This is a genomic window from Enterococcus termitis (assembly GCF_001730305.1).
GTDB classification, from domain to species: Bacteria; Bacillota; Bacilli; order Lactobacillales; family Enterococcaceae; genus Enterococcus_L; species Enterococcus_L termitis.
Genome location: NZ_MIJY01000012.1, coordinates 339,037 through 354,618, shown reverse-complemented (window position 1 = coordinate 354,618; position 15,582 = coordinate 339,037). Strand labels below are relative to the sequence as shown.

The 15,582-nt window shown below is 36.0% G+C and carries 14 protein-coding genes; 8 read left to right on the top strand and 6 right to left on the bottom strand.

The genetic code is table 11. The annotated features are described in order from the left end of the window. Nucleotides 1-8: 8 nt before the first annotated feature. From BCR25_RS09055 to rpmH, 3 genes are all read right to left on the bottom strand, one after another. On the bottom strand, nucleotides 9-836 hold the full coding sequence (locus BCR25_RS09055; protein WP_069663290.1) for a YidC/Oxa1 family membrane protein insertase: 828 nt from the start codon (nucleotides 834-836) through the stop codon (nucleotides 9-11). 15 nt (nucleotides 837-851) lie between these two features. Continuing rightward, on the bottom strand, nucleotides 852-1,190 hold the full coding sequence (gene rnpA, locus BCR25_RS09050; protein WP_069663352.1) for a ribonuclease P protein component: 339 nt from the start codon (nucleotides 1,188-1,190) through the stop codon (nucleotides 852-854). Between the two features lie 954 nt (nucleotides 1,191-2,144). Next, nucleotides 2,145-2,279: a 50S ribosomal protein L34 gene (gene rpmH, locus BCR25_RS09045; protein ID WP_010762140.1), complete on the bottom strand. Its 135-nt coding sequence runs from the start codon at nucleotides 2,277-2,279 to the stop codon at nucleotides 2,145-2,147. Nucleotides 2,280-2,935: 656 nt separating this feature from the next. Between rpmH and dnaA the strand changes: the two genes are divergently transcribed. The 7 genes from dnaA to BCR25_RS09010 all read left to right on the top strand — a co-directional run bounded on the left by dnaA (nucleotide 2,936) and on the right by BCR25_RS09010 (nucleotide 12,347). Continuing rightward, entirely contained in the window at nucleotides 2,936-4,279 is a 1,344-nt protein-coding gene (dnaA, locus tag BCR25_RS09040; protein ID WP_069663289.1) for a chromosomal replication initiator protein DnaA, read from the top strand. Nucleotides 4,280-4,479: 200 nt separating this feature from the next. Next, on the top strand, nucleotides 4,480-5,610 hold the full coding sequence (gene dnaN, locus BCR25_RS09035; RefSeq protein ID WP_069663288.1) for a DNA polymerase III subunit beta: 1,131 nt from the start codon (nucleotides 4,480-4,482) through the stop codon (nucleotides 5,608-5,610). A 297-nt stretch (nucleotides 5,611-5,907) separates the two neighbouring features. Further along, the gene (yaaA, locus tag BCR25_RS09030; protein WP_069663287.1) at nucleotides 5,908-6,150 is read left to right on the top strand and encodes a S4 domain-containing protein YaaA; all 243 of its coding nucleotides are present in this window, start codon (nucleotides 5,908-5,910) and stop codon (nucleotides 6,148-6,150) included. Further along, a complete protein-coding gene (gene recF, locus BCR25_RS09025) occupies nucleotides 6,137-7,264 on the top strand; it encodes a DNA replication/repair protein RecF (RefSeq protein ID WP_069663286.1) in 1,128 nt (375 codons plus the stop codon). Before yaaA ends, recF begins: the two co-directional genes overlap by 14 nt. Continuing rightward, a complete protein-coding gene (gyrB, locus tag BCR25_RS09020) occupies nucleotides 7,261-9,210 on the top strand; it encodes a DNA topoisomerase (ATP-hydrolyzing) subunit B (RefSeq protein WP_069663285.1) in 1,950 nt (649 codons plus the stop codon). The genes recF and gyrB overlap by 4 nt, the downstream gene beginning before the upstream one ends. 20 nt (nucleotides 9,211-9,230) lie before the next feature. Further along, nucleotides 9,231-11,750 carry a DNA gyrase subunit A gene (gene gyrA / locus BCR25_RS09015; protein ID WP_069663284.1) on the top strand — a complete coding sequence of 840 codons (2,520 nt, stop codon included), beginning with the start codon at nucleotides 9,231-9,233 and terminating at the stop codon, nucleotides 11,748-11,750. Nucleotides 11,751-11,915: 165 nt separating this feature from the next. After that, a complete protein-coding gene (locus BCR25_RS09010; RefSeq protein WP_069663283.1) occupies nucleotides 11,916-12,347 on the top strand; it encodes a hypothetical protein in 432 nt (143 codons plus the stop codon). 80 nt (nucleotides 12,348-12,427) lie between these two features. Here BCR25_RS09010 and BCR25_RS09005 read toward each other — a convergent pair whose 3' ends face one another. Then, nucleotides 12,428-12,799 (bottom strand): PaaI family thioesterase, encoded by a 372-nt coding sequence (locus tag BCR25_RS09005; protein ID WP_069663282.1) that lies wholly within the window; start codon nucleotides 12,797-12,799, stop codon nucleotides 12,428-12,430. Nucleotides 12,800-12,838: 39 nt separating this feature from the next. After that, nucleotides 12,839-13,183 carry a hypothetical protein gene (locus tag BCR25_RS09000; RefSeq protein WP_069663281.1) on the bottom strand — a complete coding sequence of 115 codons (345 nt, stop codon included), beginning with the start codon at nucleotides 13,181-13,183 and terminating at the stop codon, nucleotides 12,839-12,841. Between the two features lie 480 nt (nucleotides 13,184-13,663). On the opposite strand from BCR25_RS09000, the gene BCR25_RS08995 reads away from it, so the two are divergent. After that, nucleotides 13,664-14,056, top strand: a complete 393-nt coding sequence (locus BCR25_RS08995; RefSeq protein ID WP_069663280.1) for a hypothetical protein — start codon at nucleotides 13,664-13,666, stop codon at nucleotides 14,054-14,056. Nucleotides 14,057-14,079: 23 nt separating this feature from the next. On the opposite strand, the gene BCR25_RS08990 is transcribed toward BCR25_RS08995, so the two are convergent. Beyond that, nucleotides 14,080-15,222, bottom strand: coding sequence for a C47 family peptidase (locus tag BCR25_RS08990; protein WP_069663279.1), 1,143 nt, complete (start codon nucleotides 15,220-15,222; stop codon nucleotides 14,080-14,082). Between the last annotated feature and the right edge of the window lie 360 nt (nucleotides 15,223-15,582).

The following is a 15,582-nucleotide window of genomic DNA, read 5'->3' as shown; positions in this document are numbered from 1 at the left end:
ACCTCCTTTTATTTTTTCTTATTTTTTTTCTTTGGATTCATTGCTTTCTTCAACGCTTTTTCACGTTCTTTTACTTGTCGTTCTGCTTCAGCGCGTTCTTTCCGAATCTTGAATGGGTTATTGATTAATAACGTTTGTCCTACTTGGAACGCATTAGAAACCACCCAATATAGTGATAGTCCACTAGCCAAACTCATCCCCATCACGAAAATCATCACTGGCATTGCAAAATTCATGATCTTCAATGAGGCATTTGATTCCAGCTGACTCATACTTGTTAAATAAGTACTGGCAAAAGTAAAGACCGCCGCAAGGATCGGTAAGATCAAATATGGATCTGGTTTACCTAAGTTCAACCACATGAAACTTCCTTGTTTCAATTCTGGAACACGAGAGATCGATTGGTACAACGCCATCATGATCGGCATTTGGATCAATAAGGGTAAACATCCAGCATATGGATTAACATTGTTTTCTGCATACAATTTCTGTTGTTCTTCACGGAATAAACGTTGTGTTTCCGGATCTTTTGACGAATATTGTTTTTGCAGTGCTTTTAATTTAGGTTGTAGTTCTTGTGTTTTACGCATGCTCTTCGTTTGGAAATGCATCAATGGTAATAAAATGATCCGAATCACTAAAGTAAACAGGATGATCCCGATCCCAGTATTTGCTGAAATGGATAAAAACTTGATCGCTTCAGCGAAATAATAGACAATATAACGATCCCAGATTCCTGTACTATTTTCATTAATCGGTGCTGTTCCACAGGCAGATAATACAAAAATCAAGGAAATTAAACCTGCCATCAATAATAAACGTTTATACTTCTTCACAAAACTGTTCCTCTCTTATTTCAAAATTTTTGCAAGTTTTAAGACATGCGTGATGTTGCGGTGAATTTCTTCTGAGGTCAACGCTTCCACTCCTGGCCGGGCAATGATGATAAAATCACATGTTGGCTCGAGCGATTCTCTTAGCTGATAGATCGATGTGCGGATTTTACGCTTCACAGCATTTCTGACAACAGCATTACCGATTTTTTTACCAACCGAAATGCCTACTCGAAAATGCTTTTGTTCTGGCTTTTCCAAAACGTAGACCACAAATCTTCTATTTGCGCAGGATTGCTTATGCTGAAAGACGGTCTGAAATTCTTTTTCTTTTTTTACTCTATAGGATTTTTTCATCTGCATCCCTTTGTTTCTTTCTTTTTTACTCACTTACAATAATAGCATAGTTCAGTCATTTTTTTCCAAATTTCAAGGAAAATATCCTGAGATTTTGAATGTCTTGACTCTAATTCAATATATTATCATTTATTGACTTTTTTTTCACTTTATTTCTTGTAAATATCGAGGGAAAATGAACGGTATTTTGTTGATTTATGTTTGTCTTGTTTTTTTGATGCTCATTTATTTTGATTTGTTGGTCACGTCGTTCTATCATTGTTTGGCGATTATGATCGACACCATCGTTTGTAAATTTCACTTTTTTCTTTGGTTAATGATGACTCTTCAAAGAGTAAGAAGTTAAATTGAAAGGGTAAAAACGATAGAAAGCTATTTAGGACCGTTTGCTTCCTTAGGTTGTTAAGTATTGTTTATCTCCAACTCTAGCAAAGCCTGTTATAGGGTTTCAATACTTTGATCTTTAGCGCTTAGAAATTGATGTGATCGAAACTACGTAGTGGGGTTTTTATTGTGTTATTTTTTTGCTTAGCTGATGCCTTTTGTTTAATTGAATGTTGAGCATTTGGTGATTCACTAGTATGGACACTTCGCTCCCTTTAGTCGCCAAGTATTGTTCATCATCTGCTCTGGTAAAACCAGTCGCAGTCCTTCAATTCTTAGAGTTTTAGCTCTTAGAAATTGATACGATCGAAACTATGTGGTGGGAGTTTAATTGTGATACTTTTTTCTTAATTGATGCCTTTTGTTTATTTGAGTGTTAAGCGTTTGGTGATTCACTAGTATGGACACTTCGCTCCCTTTGGTCGCCAAGTATTGTTCATCATCTGCTCTGGCGAAGCCAATCGCAGTGATTCACAACAAAAGAACCCTTTATTATTTTCACATATGTATTGTGAAGATAATAAAGGGTTCTTATAGTTCATTTGATTCGTTATTCAAAGTCAACATAAATTATGCTGAAATAACTTTTCTACCTTTACGACGTCTGCTCGCTAATACGTTACGACCATTTTTTGTGCTCATACGTTTACGGAATCCGTGAACTTTTTGACGTTTACGTTTGTTTGGTTGATATGTTCTTTTCATCTTGTTCCACCTCCTGAAATTGTAACTATCCATCAATACATAGACATACTTTGATAGTATACCTAGTATTGGGTAGGTTTGTCAATAAATTTTCAGGAATATTTTTGTCTCTTTATTCACTAAAGTTATCCACAAAAGTTAAAATTATCTGTATAAGCTGTGGATAGTTTTTTGTCTTCACTTCGGCTATTTTCGGTTTTCAGCCAGTTTTTACACAAAAAAACATGGTGTGAAAAAGTTATGCACATTTTATTTTCTTGTTGTGAATAACTTTCAAAAAAGCTTGTATTCACTGATTTTGTTTTACAGAAGATGCTGTGGATAAATAAAATAAAGTAGTGTAATCCACTGTCTAATCACGATCTGTGGATAAACTTTTAGACATCTGTGTATTTTTTTTCCACAATTCACGTTTGCCTGTGGAAAAAGTTCCAAAAAAATGCTAAAATTCTATTTGCTTATCTATTTATATTTGTGCTGCCCTTTTATATAGAAAAATAGGATTTCGGTCACATGAACGTCATTTCCTTTTCTATTTTTAACTTTACCCAGCCATCTTTCGGAAAAAAGATACAATAGATTGTTTCTGATTTACACGACAGTCTATTTTCAGTTTTATCTGAACAAGTCTACTTTTAAAATAAGGAGGTCGCTATATGCCCGATATGGAAAGTTTCTGGAAAGATCTTGAGAATACTTACCAAGCTGTTTTATCTGCTCCAAGTTTCGATGCTTGGATCAAAACAGCCCAACCGCTAAAGTTGGAAAATAATCAATTATGGTTGGAAGTTCCTTCTGCTGTCCATAGAGACTATTGGGAAAAAAACTTAGCTGCAAAAATCGTTGAAACCGGCTTTAAATTGACTGGCGCTGAAGTGATGCCTCATTTTGTTGTAACCGATGAAAAAGAAGCGATGATCGTTCAAGAAGAAAAAAAAGAAGCTGTCACTCCGGAAAAAATCTCAGAGCACAGTAAAAAGGCTTTGTTGAACCCGAAATACTCTTTTGACACATTCGTTATCGGAAAAGGCAATCAAATGGCTCATGCAGCTGCTTTAGTTGTCGCAGAAGATCCCGGCTCGATCTATAATCCACTCTTCTTTTACGGTGGTGTTGGTTTAGGGAAAACTCACTTGATGCATGCGATCGGTCATCAAATGCTGCAAAATCGCCCTGATGCCAAAGTAAAATATGTCAGCAGTGAGACCTTTACAAACGAGTTCATCAATTCGATCCAAACAAAGAATTCTGAACAGTTTAGAAAAGAGTACCGCAATGTGGATTTGCTTCTTGTCGATGATATTCAGTTTTTGGCTGAAAAAGAAGCGACCTTGGAAGAATTTTTCCATACCTTCAATGATTTGTATAATGAAAATAAACAAATTGTTTTAACCAGCGATCGGCCGCCCAATGATATTCCAAAATTACCGGAACGTTTAGTTTCTCGTTTCGCTTGGGGCTTATCTGTTGATATTACTCCTCCAGATTTGGAAACACGGATCGCTATTTTACGAAAAAAAGCTGATGCAGAGCGTTTGGAAATTCCCGACGATACGCTTAGCTATATTGCAGGACAAATTGATTCCAATATTCGCGAACTTGAAGGTGCATTGGTACGAGTTCAAGCCTATGCTACGATCAATGGTGAAGATATTTCAACAAGTCTAGCAGCTGATGCACTGAAATCATTGAAATCTGTTGGTAGTCAAAATCATCTCTCTATCTTACAGATCCAAGAGGAAGTCGCAAAATATTACCATATTCAGCTGAAAGATCTTAAAGGGAAAAAAAGAGTGAAATCAATCGTCGTTCCTAGACAAATTTCAATGTATCTTTCTAGAGAGATGACAGATAACTCCTTACCTAAAATTGGTGCTGAATTTGGCGGCAAGGATCATACAACCGTCATCCATGCCCATGAAAAAATCCAACAATTATTGGAAAAAGATCCAGCAATCCAAAAAGAAGTAGCTGAAATCAAAAATCTGCTCAATTCATAGATTGTGGATAAAAGAAAGAGAAACTAAAAAGTTTTCCACAAGTTATACACAGGTGGAAAACTCTACTTTCATTTCGTTTTTTAAGTTTTCCACAGAATTAACAGGACCTACTACTTTTATTATTTATTTATATATAAATACAAAGATTCCTCAATAGAGATTCTCTATTTAAAAATCATAGAAAAAGGAGTTTAATCATTATGAAAGTAACCGTAAAAAGAAATACATTTTTACAAGAACTACAAACCGTTCAAAGAGCCATTTCTTCTAAAACAACTATCCCTATTTTAACTGGGGTAAAAATTGTATTAACTGATGAAGGATTATCTTTAACAGGGAGTAATGCAGATATTTCTATTGAAAGTTTTTTAAGTCAAGACGATGAAAAAGCACAAATGACCATCGAATCTACAGGGAGTATTGTTTTACAAGCCCGTTTCTTTGGTGAAATTATTCGTAAATTACCTGAAGATCTCTTTACATTAGAAGTTTTAGAAAATAATCAAGTAGCGATCACTTCAGGAAAAGCTGATTTTACAGTAAATGGTTTAGATGCTGAAAATTATCCACACCTTCCAGTTATCGATGCTAAAAATCAAATCCAATTACCTGTTCATCTGTTGACAAAAATTATTAATGAAACTGGATTTGCTGTTTCACTTCACGAAAGCCGTCCTATTTTGACAGGGGTTCATTTTATTTTAGAAAATCAAAAATTATTAGCTGTTGCGACGGACTCTCATCGTTTGAGTCAACGTGTGATCCCAATCGAACAAGCAGCAGAAGATTTCAATATCGTCATTCCAGGTAAAAGTTTGACTGAGCTTTCTCGTTCATTTACGAATGAAGAGGAAATGGTTGAAATCAGCATCATGGAAAATCAAGTTTTGTTTAAAACACAAAACATGTATTTCTACTCTCGATTACTAGAAGGCAATTATCCTGATACTAATCGTTTGATTCCAACGAGCTTCAATACTGAAATCGATTTTTATGTACCAGAATTATTGTCAGCAATCGATCGTGCATCTTTATTATCACATGAAGGCCGCAACAATATCGTTCGTTTAGCGATTGCTTCTGACTCTGTTGTTCTTTATGGTAATTCTCCAGAAATTGGTAAGGTAGAAGAGCCGTTGAGCTATGAGAAGGTCACTGGCGACCCATTAGAGATTTCTTTCAACCCGGATTATATGAAAGACGCGTTACGTGCATTTGGTGATATGAGTATTACGGTGAAATTTATTTCAGCGATCCGTCCATTTACATTAGAACCAACAGAAACAGATCTTGACTTTATCCAACTGATCACTCCCGTACGGACAAATTAAAAATAAACTAATTCATTGAAAAAAGGTTAGAATGTGACGGATCATCGTCTCATTTTAACCTTTTTTCGTTAGCCTTCATTTTCTTGGAATGAAAATGGAGTGAAAAGAAAGTCATCTCCTTCCAACTTTAAATTTCTTCTTAAAATGCATTTTAAGCCTTTTTTAATCGTTAGAATATTTTTTATCGATTATATTTAAAATTGCTTAGAATGAAAATTAGACGGATAAATTTGTTTTATCCTCGAAAAAAGAGTATAATATTAGAGTGAAAGTGAAAATAAAAAAGAGGGATGCATTTTGAAAAAGACACTTGTTTTAGAAACTGATTTCATGACACTTGGTCAGGTCTTAAAAGAAGTCAATGTAATTGGCAGTGGAGGCCAGGCTAAATGGTATCTAGCTGAAAATAGTGTGTTCGTAGATGGGGAATTAGAGAATCGCCGCGGTAGAAAATTGTATGCCGGTATGATGATCGAGATACCTGAAGAAGGTACTTTTTTTATGGTGAAAAAAGGCGAGGCAGCGGATGAGACTGAATGAAATCGAAGTGCAGCATTATCGTAATTATGATGGGCTGACTTTGGATTTTCCCAAAACATTGAATATTTTTTTAGGAGAAAACGCACAAGGTAAAACCAATCTTCTAGAAAGTATCTATGTGTTGGCAATGACCCGCAGTCATCGGACTAGTAATGAAAAAGAGCTGATTCATTGGGATTCTGATTCTGCAAAAATCAGCGGAGTCATCGAAAAAAAGACAGGAACGGTCCCGCTAGAAATCATTATTTCTACTAAAGGACGTAAGACAAAGGTAAATCATATTGAACAAAAACGATTGAGTTCATACATAGGTCAGCTGAATGTCATCTTGTTCGCGCCAGAGGATTTATCTCTGGTCAAAGGCTCTCCCCAGTTACGCCGTAAATTTATTGATATGGAATTAGGTCAGGTCAATCCGATTTATTTATATGATCTGGTTCAATATCAATCTGTTTTAAAACAGCGGAACCAGTATTTAAAGCAATTAGCTGAAAAAAAGCAGTCAGATCTTGTCTATTTAGACATTTTGACTGAGCAGCTGGCAGAATTTGGCGGCAAGGTTTTATTTGCTCGTTTAGAGTTCATCAAAAAATTGGAACATTGGGCAAACCTCCTGCACAAAAAAATCAGCCATGAAAAAGAAGAGCTATCAATCGAGTATTTTTCAAGTATTCCATTAGATAAAGAAAATTTTTCACTAGAAGAACTTCAAAAACAATTACTGCAAAGCGTTATGGATAGCCGCAAACGAGAGTTATTCAAGGCCAATACCTTTTTAGGTCCTCATCGTGACGATCTGATTTTTAATGTAAATGGTCAAAATGTTCAAACTTACGGGTCACAAGGTCAGCAAAGAACGACGGCGTTAAGTGTGAAGCTTGCAGAAATTGATTTAATGTATTCAGAAACAGGAGAATATCCTGTTCTGTTATTGGATGATGTCATGAGTGAATTAGACAATGAACGACAATTGCACCTACTAGAAACGATTGAAGGAAAGGTCCAGACATTTTTAACCACAACCAGTTTGGATCATTTAAACAATAAATTAACTGTTGAACCAGATATATTCTATGTTCATCAGGGAGAGATAGAGAGGGAAGCATCTATATGACAGAAGAAGAAAAAAACATGAAAGAACGTGCCCAGGAATATGATGCCAGTCAGATTCAGGTATTAGAAGGTCTTGAAGCGGTTCGTAAACGTCCAGGGATGTATATTGGATCAACTAGTTCGGAAGGACTGCATCACTTAGTTTGGGAGATCGTAGATAATTCCATTGATGAGGCCTTAGCTGGTTTTGCAACAAGTATCCAAGTGATTATTGAACCAGATGATAGTATTACCGTTATCGATGATGGCCGTGGAATTCCAGTCGATATCCAAGCAAAAACAGGACGTCCTGCTGTTGAAACTGTATTTACTGTTCTTCATGCCGGTGGTAAATTTGGCGGCGGCGGATATAAAGTATCCGGCGGGCTGCACGGCGTTGGTTCCTCTGTAGTTAACGCGCTATCTACTACCTTAGATGTAAAAGTTTATAAAGAAGGTAAAGTTTACTATCAAGAATTTCAACGAGGCGCTGTTATTAATGATTTGAAAGTCATTGAAGAAACAGACCGCCACGGAACAACCGTTCACTTTGTTCCAGATCCAGAAATTTTTACAGAAACAACTACATTTAATTTTGATAAATTGGCAACTCGTGTAAGAGAGCTTGCTTTCTTAAATCGCGGACTGAAGATTTCTATTGAAGATAAACGTGAAGAAAAACCAGTTCTAAAAGAATACCACTATGAAGGTGGGATCAAGAGTTACGTTGAACATTTAAATGCGAATAAAGATGTTTTATTCCCAGAACCAATTTTTATCGAAGGGGAACAACAAGACATTACAGTCGAAGTTTCAATGCAGTATACAGATGGCTACCATTCAAATTTATTGAGTTTCGCCAACAATATTCATACGTACGAAGGCGGAACACACGAATCTGGGTTTAAAACCTCTTTGACTCGTGTTATCAATGATTATGCTCGTAAGCAAAAAATCATGAAAGAAAATGATGAAAACCTAACGGGTGAAGATGTACGTGAAGGATTGACTGCGGTTATTTCGATTAAGCATCCGGAACCTCAATTTGAAGGTCAAACAAAAACAAAACTAGGAAATTCAGAAGTTCGGACTGTTACAGACCGCTTATTCTCTGAGTATTTCAATAAATTCTTGATGGAAAATCCAACAGTAGGGAAACAAATCGTTGAAAAAGGGCTGTTAGCTTCAAAAGCTCGTTTAGCTGCGAAAAGAGCCCGTGAAGTAACGCGTCGCAAAGGTGCACTTGAAATCAGCAACTTGCCAGGGAAATTGGCAGACTGTTCAAGTAAGGATCCTGAAAAATGCGAAATTTTCATCGTCGAAGGAGATTCAGCCGGCGGTTCAGCAAAACAAGGACGAAGCCGTGAATTCCAAGCGATTTTACCGATTCGAGGAAAGATCTTGAATGTTGAAAAAGCCAGCATGGATAAAATTTTGGCTAATGAAGAAATCCGTTCATTATTTACAGCAATGGGAACTGGGTTTGGAGCAGACTTTGATGTTTCAAAGGCTCGTTACCACAAATTAGTGATCATGACCGATGCCGATGTCGATGGTGCCCATATTCGTACGCTGTTATTGACATTGTTCTACCGTTTCATGCGCCCTGTTGTTGAAGCTGGCTATGTTTATATCGCTCAGCCGCCATTATATGGGGTCAAACAAGGAAAGAACATCACGTATGTTCAACCTGGTAAACATGCCGAAGAAGAGCTTGCAAAAATTTTAGAATCATTACCCGCAAGTCCAAAACCAAGTGTACAGCGTTATAAAGGTCTGGGCGAGATGGATGATCATCAATTATGGGAAACAACGATGGATCCGGAAAGACGTTTGATGTCACGTGTTAGTGTGGATGATGCGATCGAAGCCGACCAAATCTTTGAAATGCTGATGGGCGATCGAGTTGAGCCGCGCCGTGCGTTTATCGAAGAAAATGCCCATTACGTGAAAAATCTAGATATTTAGTTTAAGAAGGAGATAAATTCATGAGTGAAGAAGTGAAAGAAAACATTCAAGACGTCAATCTGACCAGTGAAATGAAAGAATCCTTCATTGATTATGCGATGAGCGTTATCGTAGCTCGGGCATTGCCGGATGTACGTGATGGGTTAAAACCTGTTCACCGCCGTATTTTATATGGTATGAATGAGTTAGGTGTGACACCTGATAAACCACATAAAAAATCTGCCCGTATCGTTGGGGATGTTATGGGTAAGTACCATCCTCACGGTGATAGTGCGATTTATGAATCAATGGTGCGGATGGCTCAGCCATTCAGTTACCGTAGTATGCTAGTCGATGGTCACGGAAACTTTGGTTCTGTTGATGGAGACGGTGCTGCTGCGATGCGTTATACCGAAGCTAGAATGACAAAAATTGCCTTGGAAATGCTGCGTGATATTAATAAAGACACTGTAGATTTTCATGGAAACTATGATGATTCGGAACAAGAGCCGGATGTATTACCGGCACGTTTTCCTAACCTGTTAGTCAATGGGACGACAGGGATCGCGGTAGGGATGGCAACAAATATTCCACCGCACAATTTAACAGAAGTGATTGAAGCAACAAATTTGCTGATGGATAATCCAGAGGTCACAACCAATGAATTGATGGAAGTCCTACCTGGACCAGATTTTCCAACTGGTGGTCTAGTTATGGGAAAATCCGGTATTCGCCGGGCGTATGAAACAGGTAAAGGTTCTATCACTGTTCGTGCCAAAGTAGATATCACAGAAATGCCTAATGGCAAAGAGCGGATTTTGGTATCTGAATTGCCATATATGGTCAACAAAGCGAAGTTGATCGAGCGGATTTCAGAGCTGCATCGTGAAAAACGGATTGAAGGAATCACGGATTTACGTGATGAATCTTCCCGTGAAGGAATGCGGATCGTTATTGATGTTCGTCGTGATGTTAGTGCTTCTGTTATTTTGAACAATCTTTATAAAATGACCGCTTTACAAACATCATTTGGCTTCAATATGCTGGCAATCGAAAAAGGTGTGCCGAAAATCTTGAGTTTGAAACAAATTCTTGAGAATTATATTGAACATCAAAAAGTAGTCATTATTCGCCGTACTGAATTCGATAAGAAAAAAGCCGAAGCGCGTGCACATATCTTAGAAGGTTTGCGTATTGCATTGGATCATATCGATGAAATCATTTCAATCATTCGAAATTCCAGAGCAGACGACGAAGCGAAAGCTTCTTTGATCGAACGCTTTGAATTTTCTGACCGTCAAGCGCAAGCAATCTTAGACATGCGTTTACGTAGTTTAACAGGCTTGCAGCGTGATAAGGTTGAAAATGAATATCAAGAACTATTGAAATTCATTGCTGATATGAATGATATCTTGGGGCGTCCAGAACGTGTCATTGAAATCATCAAAACTGAATTAGGCGATATCCGTGATAAATATGGCGATGCTCGCCGTACCGAGTTATTAGTCGGAGAAGTTTTGAGTTTAGAAGATGAAGACTTGATCGAAGAAGAAGAAGTCGTTATTACCTTGACAAACAATGGCTATATCAAACGTGTAGCCAACAGCGAATTCCGTGCGCAGCGCCGTGGTGGTCGTGGTGTGCAAGGAATGGGCGTTCATGACGATGACTTCGTGAAAAACTTAGTATCATGTTCAACTCACGATACATTGTTGTTCTTTACGAATAACGGTAAAGTTTATCGCGCGAAAGGATATGAGATTCCTGAATACGGTAGAACAGCGAAGGGAATTCCTGTGATCAATATGTTAGGTATCGACTCAAGTGAGAAGATCCAAGCAATCATTGCCGTTGAAGGTCAAGCAGAGGATGGTCATTATCTGTTCTTTACAACTCGTAAAGGAACTGTTAAACGTACAGCTGTAACAGCCTTTTCTAATATCAGAAGTAATGGTCTGATTGCGATCGGTCTGAAAGAAGACGATGAGTTAGTCAACGTTGTCTTGACGAACGGCGAACAAAATATGATTATCGGAACGCACAATGGTTATTCTGTAACATTTGCAGAAACAGCTGTTCGTGACATGGGCCGTACAGCATCTGGTGTTCGTGGTATTCGTCTAAGAGAAGATGATTACGTCGTAGGAGCCTCTTTATTGGACGCTGACACGGAAGTTCTAGTGTTGACGGAAAATGGTTACGGTAAGCGGACAAAAGCCTCTGAGTACCCTGTGAAGGGCCGTGGCGGTAAAGGAATCAAGACAGCCAACATTACAGCGAAAAATGGTCCATTAGCAGGACTTACAACTGTTCGCGGTGATGAAGATATCTTAGTTATCACTAATAAAGGCGTTATTATTCGCTTCAACGTAGATTCAGTTTCTCAAACAGGACGTGCTACATTAGGTGTTCGTTTGATGAGAATGGAAGAAGATGCAAAAGTGGTGACGATGGCAGTGGTTGAGCCAGAGCCAGATGAAATCGTTGAAGAAGTTGAAGGTGTAGAAACAACAGTTGTAGAAACTGAAACACCTGAAACAGATACAACGACTGAAGAATAATTTATTTGAATAAAAGTTAACAATAAAAATACAGTTGCTTCCTTTTAGAGGAAGCGGCTGTATTTTTTATTGATTATTATTTTTAAAAAAACTCAATTATATTTCTTTTGTTTTGCCTAAAAGTATGTTTATAATAAAAAATAAGAATAAGTATGGGGTGAAGAGATGATTCAAGAAAAATTACTATTATCCAAAACTTTTTCCAAACAATTAAATATAGGAACCGCATTGTCAAACTTCATCGAAAATATACTTGAAATATTTGGAGATAAAACAACGGTGCTAGAGCGTAGACCGATTACTTTTTCTGAATACTTTTATGTAGAGTTGATTACATTTACTAATGGGTTTCAAGTGAGAACTAGTTTAAGAAGGAATCCAAAGACTTTTGAGATAGAAGCAAAAGTGTACTCTGAACCGAATCATTCTTATTTATCAGAATTGACAATAGAAGAGTTAAGTGTGATGCGTTCTCTAGTAAAGAGAGAACGAGACCACATCATCAAACAAAAATACTCAGATGTCGATCAAAGTGAGCTGGATGTTATTTCTTCTTTATTCATGAAATTAAAGATTATAACTGGAGAAATTATTTAAATAGAATAAATAACAATAAAACAGAAGCGCTTAGAAATATTCTAGCACTTCTGTTTTATTGTTTACTACCCCATACCGTTTTATTTCCTGTTTCGTTTGAGTAATGTACATCGCCCTACACTTATCAGCTCTTCATCATCATTGAAAATCTTTCCCTCCCAAACTTGCAGAGAACCACCGATCTGATCAGGTTTAGCAATGATAGTCAATGTGCCATCTGCGACACTTTTTAGGTGATTGATCTGTAAATCAACGCCTACTGCGTAAACATTTTCTTCAGAAAATTGAGCATTGGCACCTAGACTACAGGCTGTTTCAATCAGTACACCGTTAATGCCACCATGAACAATCCCATAAGGTTGTTTATGAAAAGCTTCAACGTTCATTGTTAGGATTACTCGATCTTTCCTTACTTCTTGCGTTTTTATTTGTAAATAGTCAAGCAAATGCATAAAATCAATTCCCTTCTTAACGCCTATTTTGCTACAAAATCATGAATAGATCGAATCGAGAAAATCGATCGCAGAATCTGTCAACAAATGATGATAAGCTAGTGAGTCATAAAAAAAGATGCGTTCCTTTGGATAATTTCCACTATCAAATTGCTTTTGCAGCCCAGGCAGACAGATGATTGCATCCGCTTTTTGCGAAATTTGCTCGATATCCGCAATTGAATCATCTAGAACAGCAGTCCATGGCGCCTTTTTTTTATTTAATTCTATGTTTAACTGTGTAACTAGCTTGTTCTGATTAAACATTCCTAAAATATTGCCGGTTTGAAGTAGATTTCTTCCCAGCATAGGAGTACTTTGATAAACGATAACAGCTGTATACAAAAAAAAACGCCCTTTCTATCTTTTATTAAACATCTTATCACAAATCATAACCAAAATTTAAAGTGTTCACAAGAAGTTTCGTACAGGAACGACGTAAATTTTTTATAAAAAAGAAAAGCGCTGGATCCTCTTTTATAGTATAATTTATTATCGATTTAGCATCGAATAGAGCAAGTGATTTCAGATTAAAAGTGTTAAGTGATCATTATTTAATTGCTTAGTCAACATAATTAACTATTTATACCAAGTACCAACTCTTTCAGTACTCAAAAACACCAAAATTAATTGGTCTACTTCTAAATTGAAACAGAAATGTTATTAAATCAATGTTTTTGTTTTTATCCTTTGGTGGATCTATTTTTCTCCTATACGTAACAAAATTAATATGTAAATTTAACTTTGCAACTAAAAAGTTTTCTGTTATGATTTATGTATCTCATACATGCCTAAATGTATAAATAAAAGAACAGGAGAATTAATTTGAAAGGTATACCTTATCTTCTTTTTGGCCTAGTGATGTTAACCATTTTAGTAAGTTGCAAACCATCAAAAAATGAGACTCATTCAAATGAGTATTCTCTTTTTGATGGTACATGGGAAGTTATAGATAATCCTGAGCAAAGGATTACTATAACAGAAAATGACAAGCATTCATTTGATCTGTCCTTTGAAAACTTGGATTTTCTTGAAAGTAGTGATCTTATTGTTTCTGAGCAGACTAGGAAAGAGCTTATTTTAAAATCAAAAAACAAAGGTCTAATTTACTCATTTTATATAATTGAAAAAAATCAATTAGATTTTTATTTTGCTGCTAATTCTGATGAGAATATTGTTGGTGAATCTCCGCCAATAACCTTAAAAAAAACTAAGTAGGATTTCTACTTAGCTTTTTTATGTTACCAATTAGTTATTGTACCTATCCAAGTATATGTTCGCTTGGAATTTGCTATATATTTGATCTGTTTTGGTGAAGCGTCAATTATTTCTGTATAGTTATTCCATGGATTCCAAATGATATAACCATTCATTTGTTTACCCATATAGTTTTCTGAATAAGTTCCTAATAAATCGATGGCATGAAATGTGTTAACCTGAGATTTCCATAAACCAAGTAAGGCATTACTTTTTCTAAATTGAGTTAGACTTTCTGACCATGTAGTCGGTCGTTCGAGCAGTTTCGGATAAACGCCTCTAGTTTTAGCATATTTAATTATTTCTTCAGGAGTGAACCCATTATTTTTACCCTTTTTACCCCACTTTACAATATCAGAAACTTTTGTTGTTCGTGCATCGTTTTTATTAATTAGAATCATTGTAGTTGCATAAGCCATGCACCAGTCATTCCCTTTTTGAATTTCTGAAATTTTCCAATTAATGCGGGTTCCAAATTTATTTAAAGTAATTGATCTTGAAACTAGTTCAGAGCTTGATTCGTTTACTATTTCTGTGCTGCCATTACTATCATAGTCTATTGTATCATTCAAAGAAATTTGGTTTAGATCTTCTGATTTGTGCTCATCTAATACTACTTCTGCTGAATCTTTTTGTGAGCTTTCAGTTTTTAGATCAGGATTTTCCCAAAGTAAAAAGACTGTGTTGTTATCTTCATAATAAATACTTCCATCTTCAGAAGCTATTAATGTTATTGGACGGTTTTCCCCTTGTTCCTCTAAATTATTTAACTCATCAACCATCATTTTTGATAGTTTAGAAGAGAATCCGTCATTTTCTTTTTTTACATAAAAAATATATTCAATCTTTCCATCTTTTGTTACAGGAAAAAGGATTAAATTATTTTTATTATCTTTTTCAAGTAATGAGAAAGGTGCTGAAAGCTTATAGTTTAAAAGACTTCCTTCACCTTTTTCAGCTTTTATCATCCCTTTTAAATAGAATGATAGATTATCTGTAGCATAATCTACAACTTCTTGCTCTACAACTTCAGTTTTTACTGATAGTATATGTTCATCATTAGCATAAACATTTCCACCAATAAAAAATATACCGCTAAATAATAACCCAAATAAAAATTTCTTCATTTTTTTCCTCCTTAAAAAATATCAATACATCACTAAATATATTATAAACATAACACTAAGTAAATATTAGTAGTTTCATATTTCAACAAAAAGACTATCCTTTATGCCAAATGAGGCATCCTCAAAGATCAACTAAAGTTTTATAATTTTAGTAGAAGAAATATTCTATTTATTTTTTTTAAGGAATAAGATATAGTATAACAGGTGGGAAATTGTGAATTAATTCTTGGCAATCAAAAATCGAAATGTAGAGGAGATTGCCAACGAAATGTGTTAAACGTTTTCTATTGTGAAGTCTTCTACATATTCTGAAAGGGTATGAAGTTGGTTAAAGCAGAGACCTTAATCGCTTTCTGATAA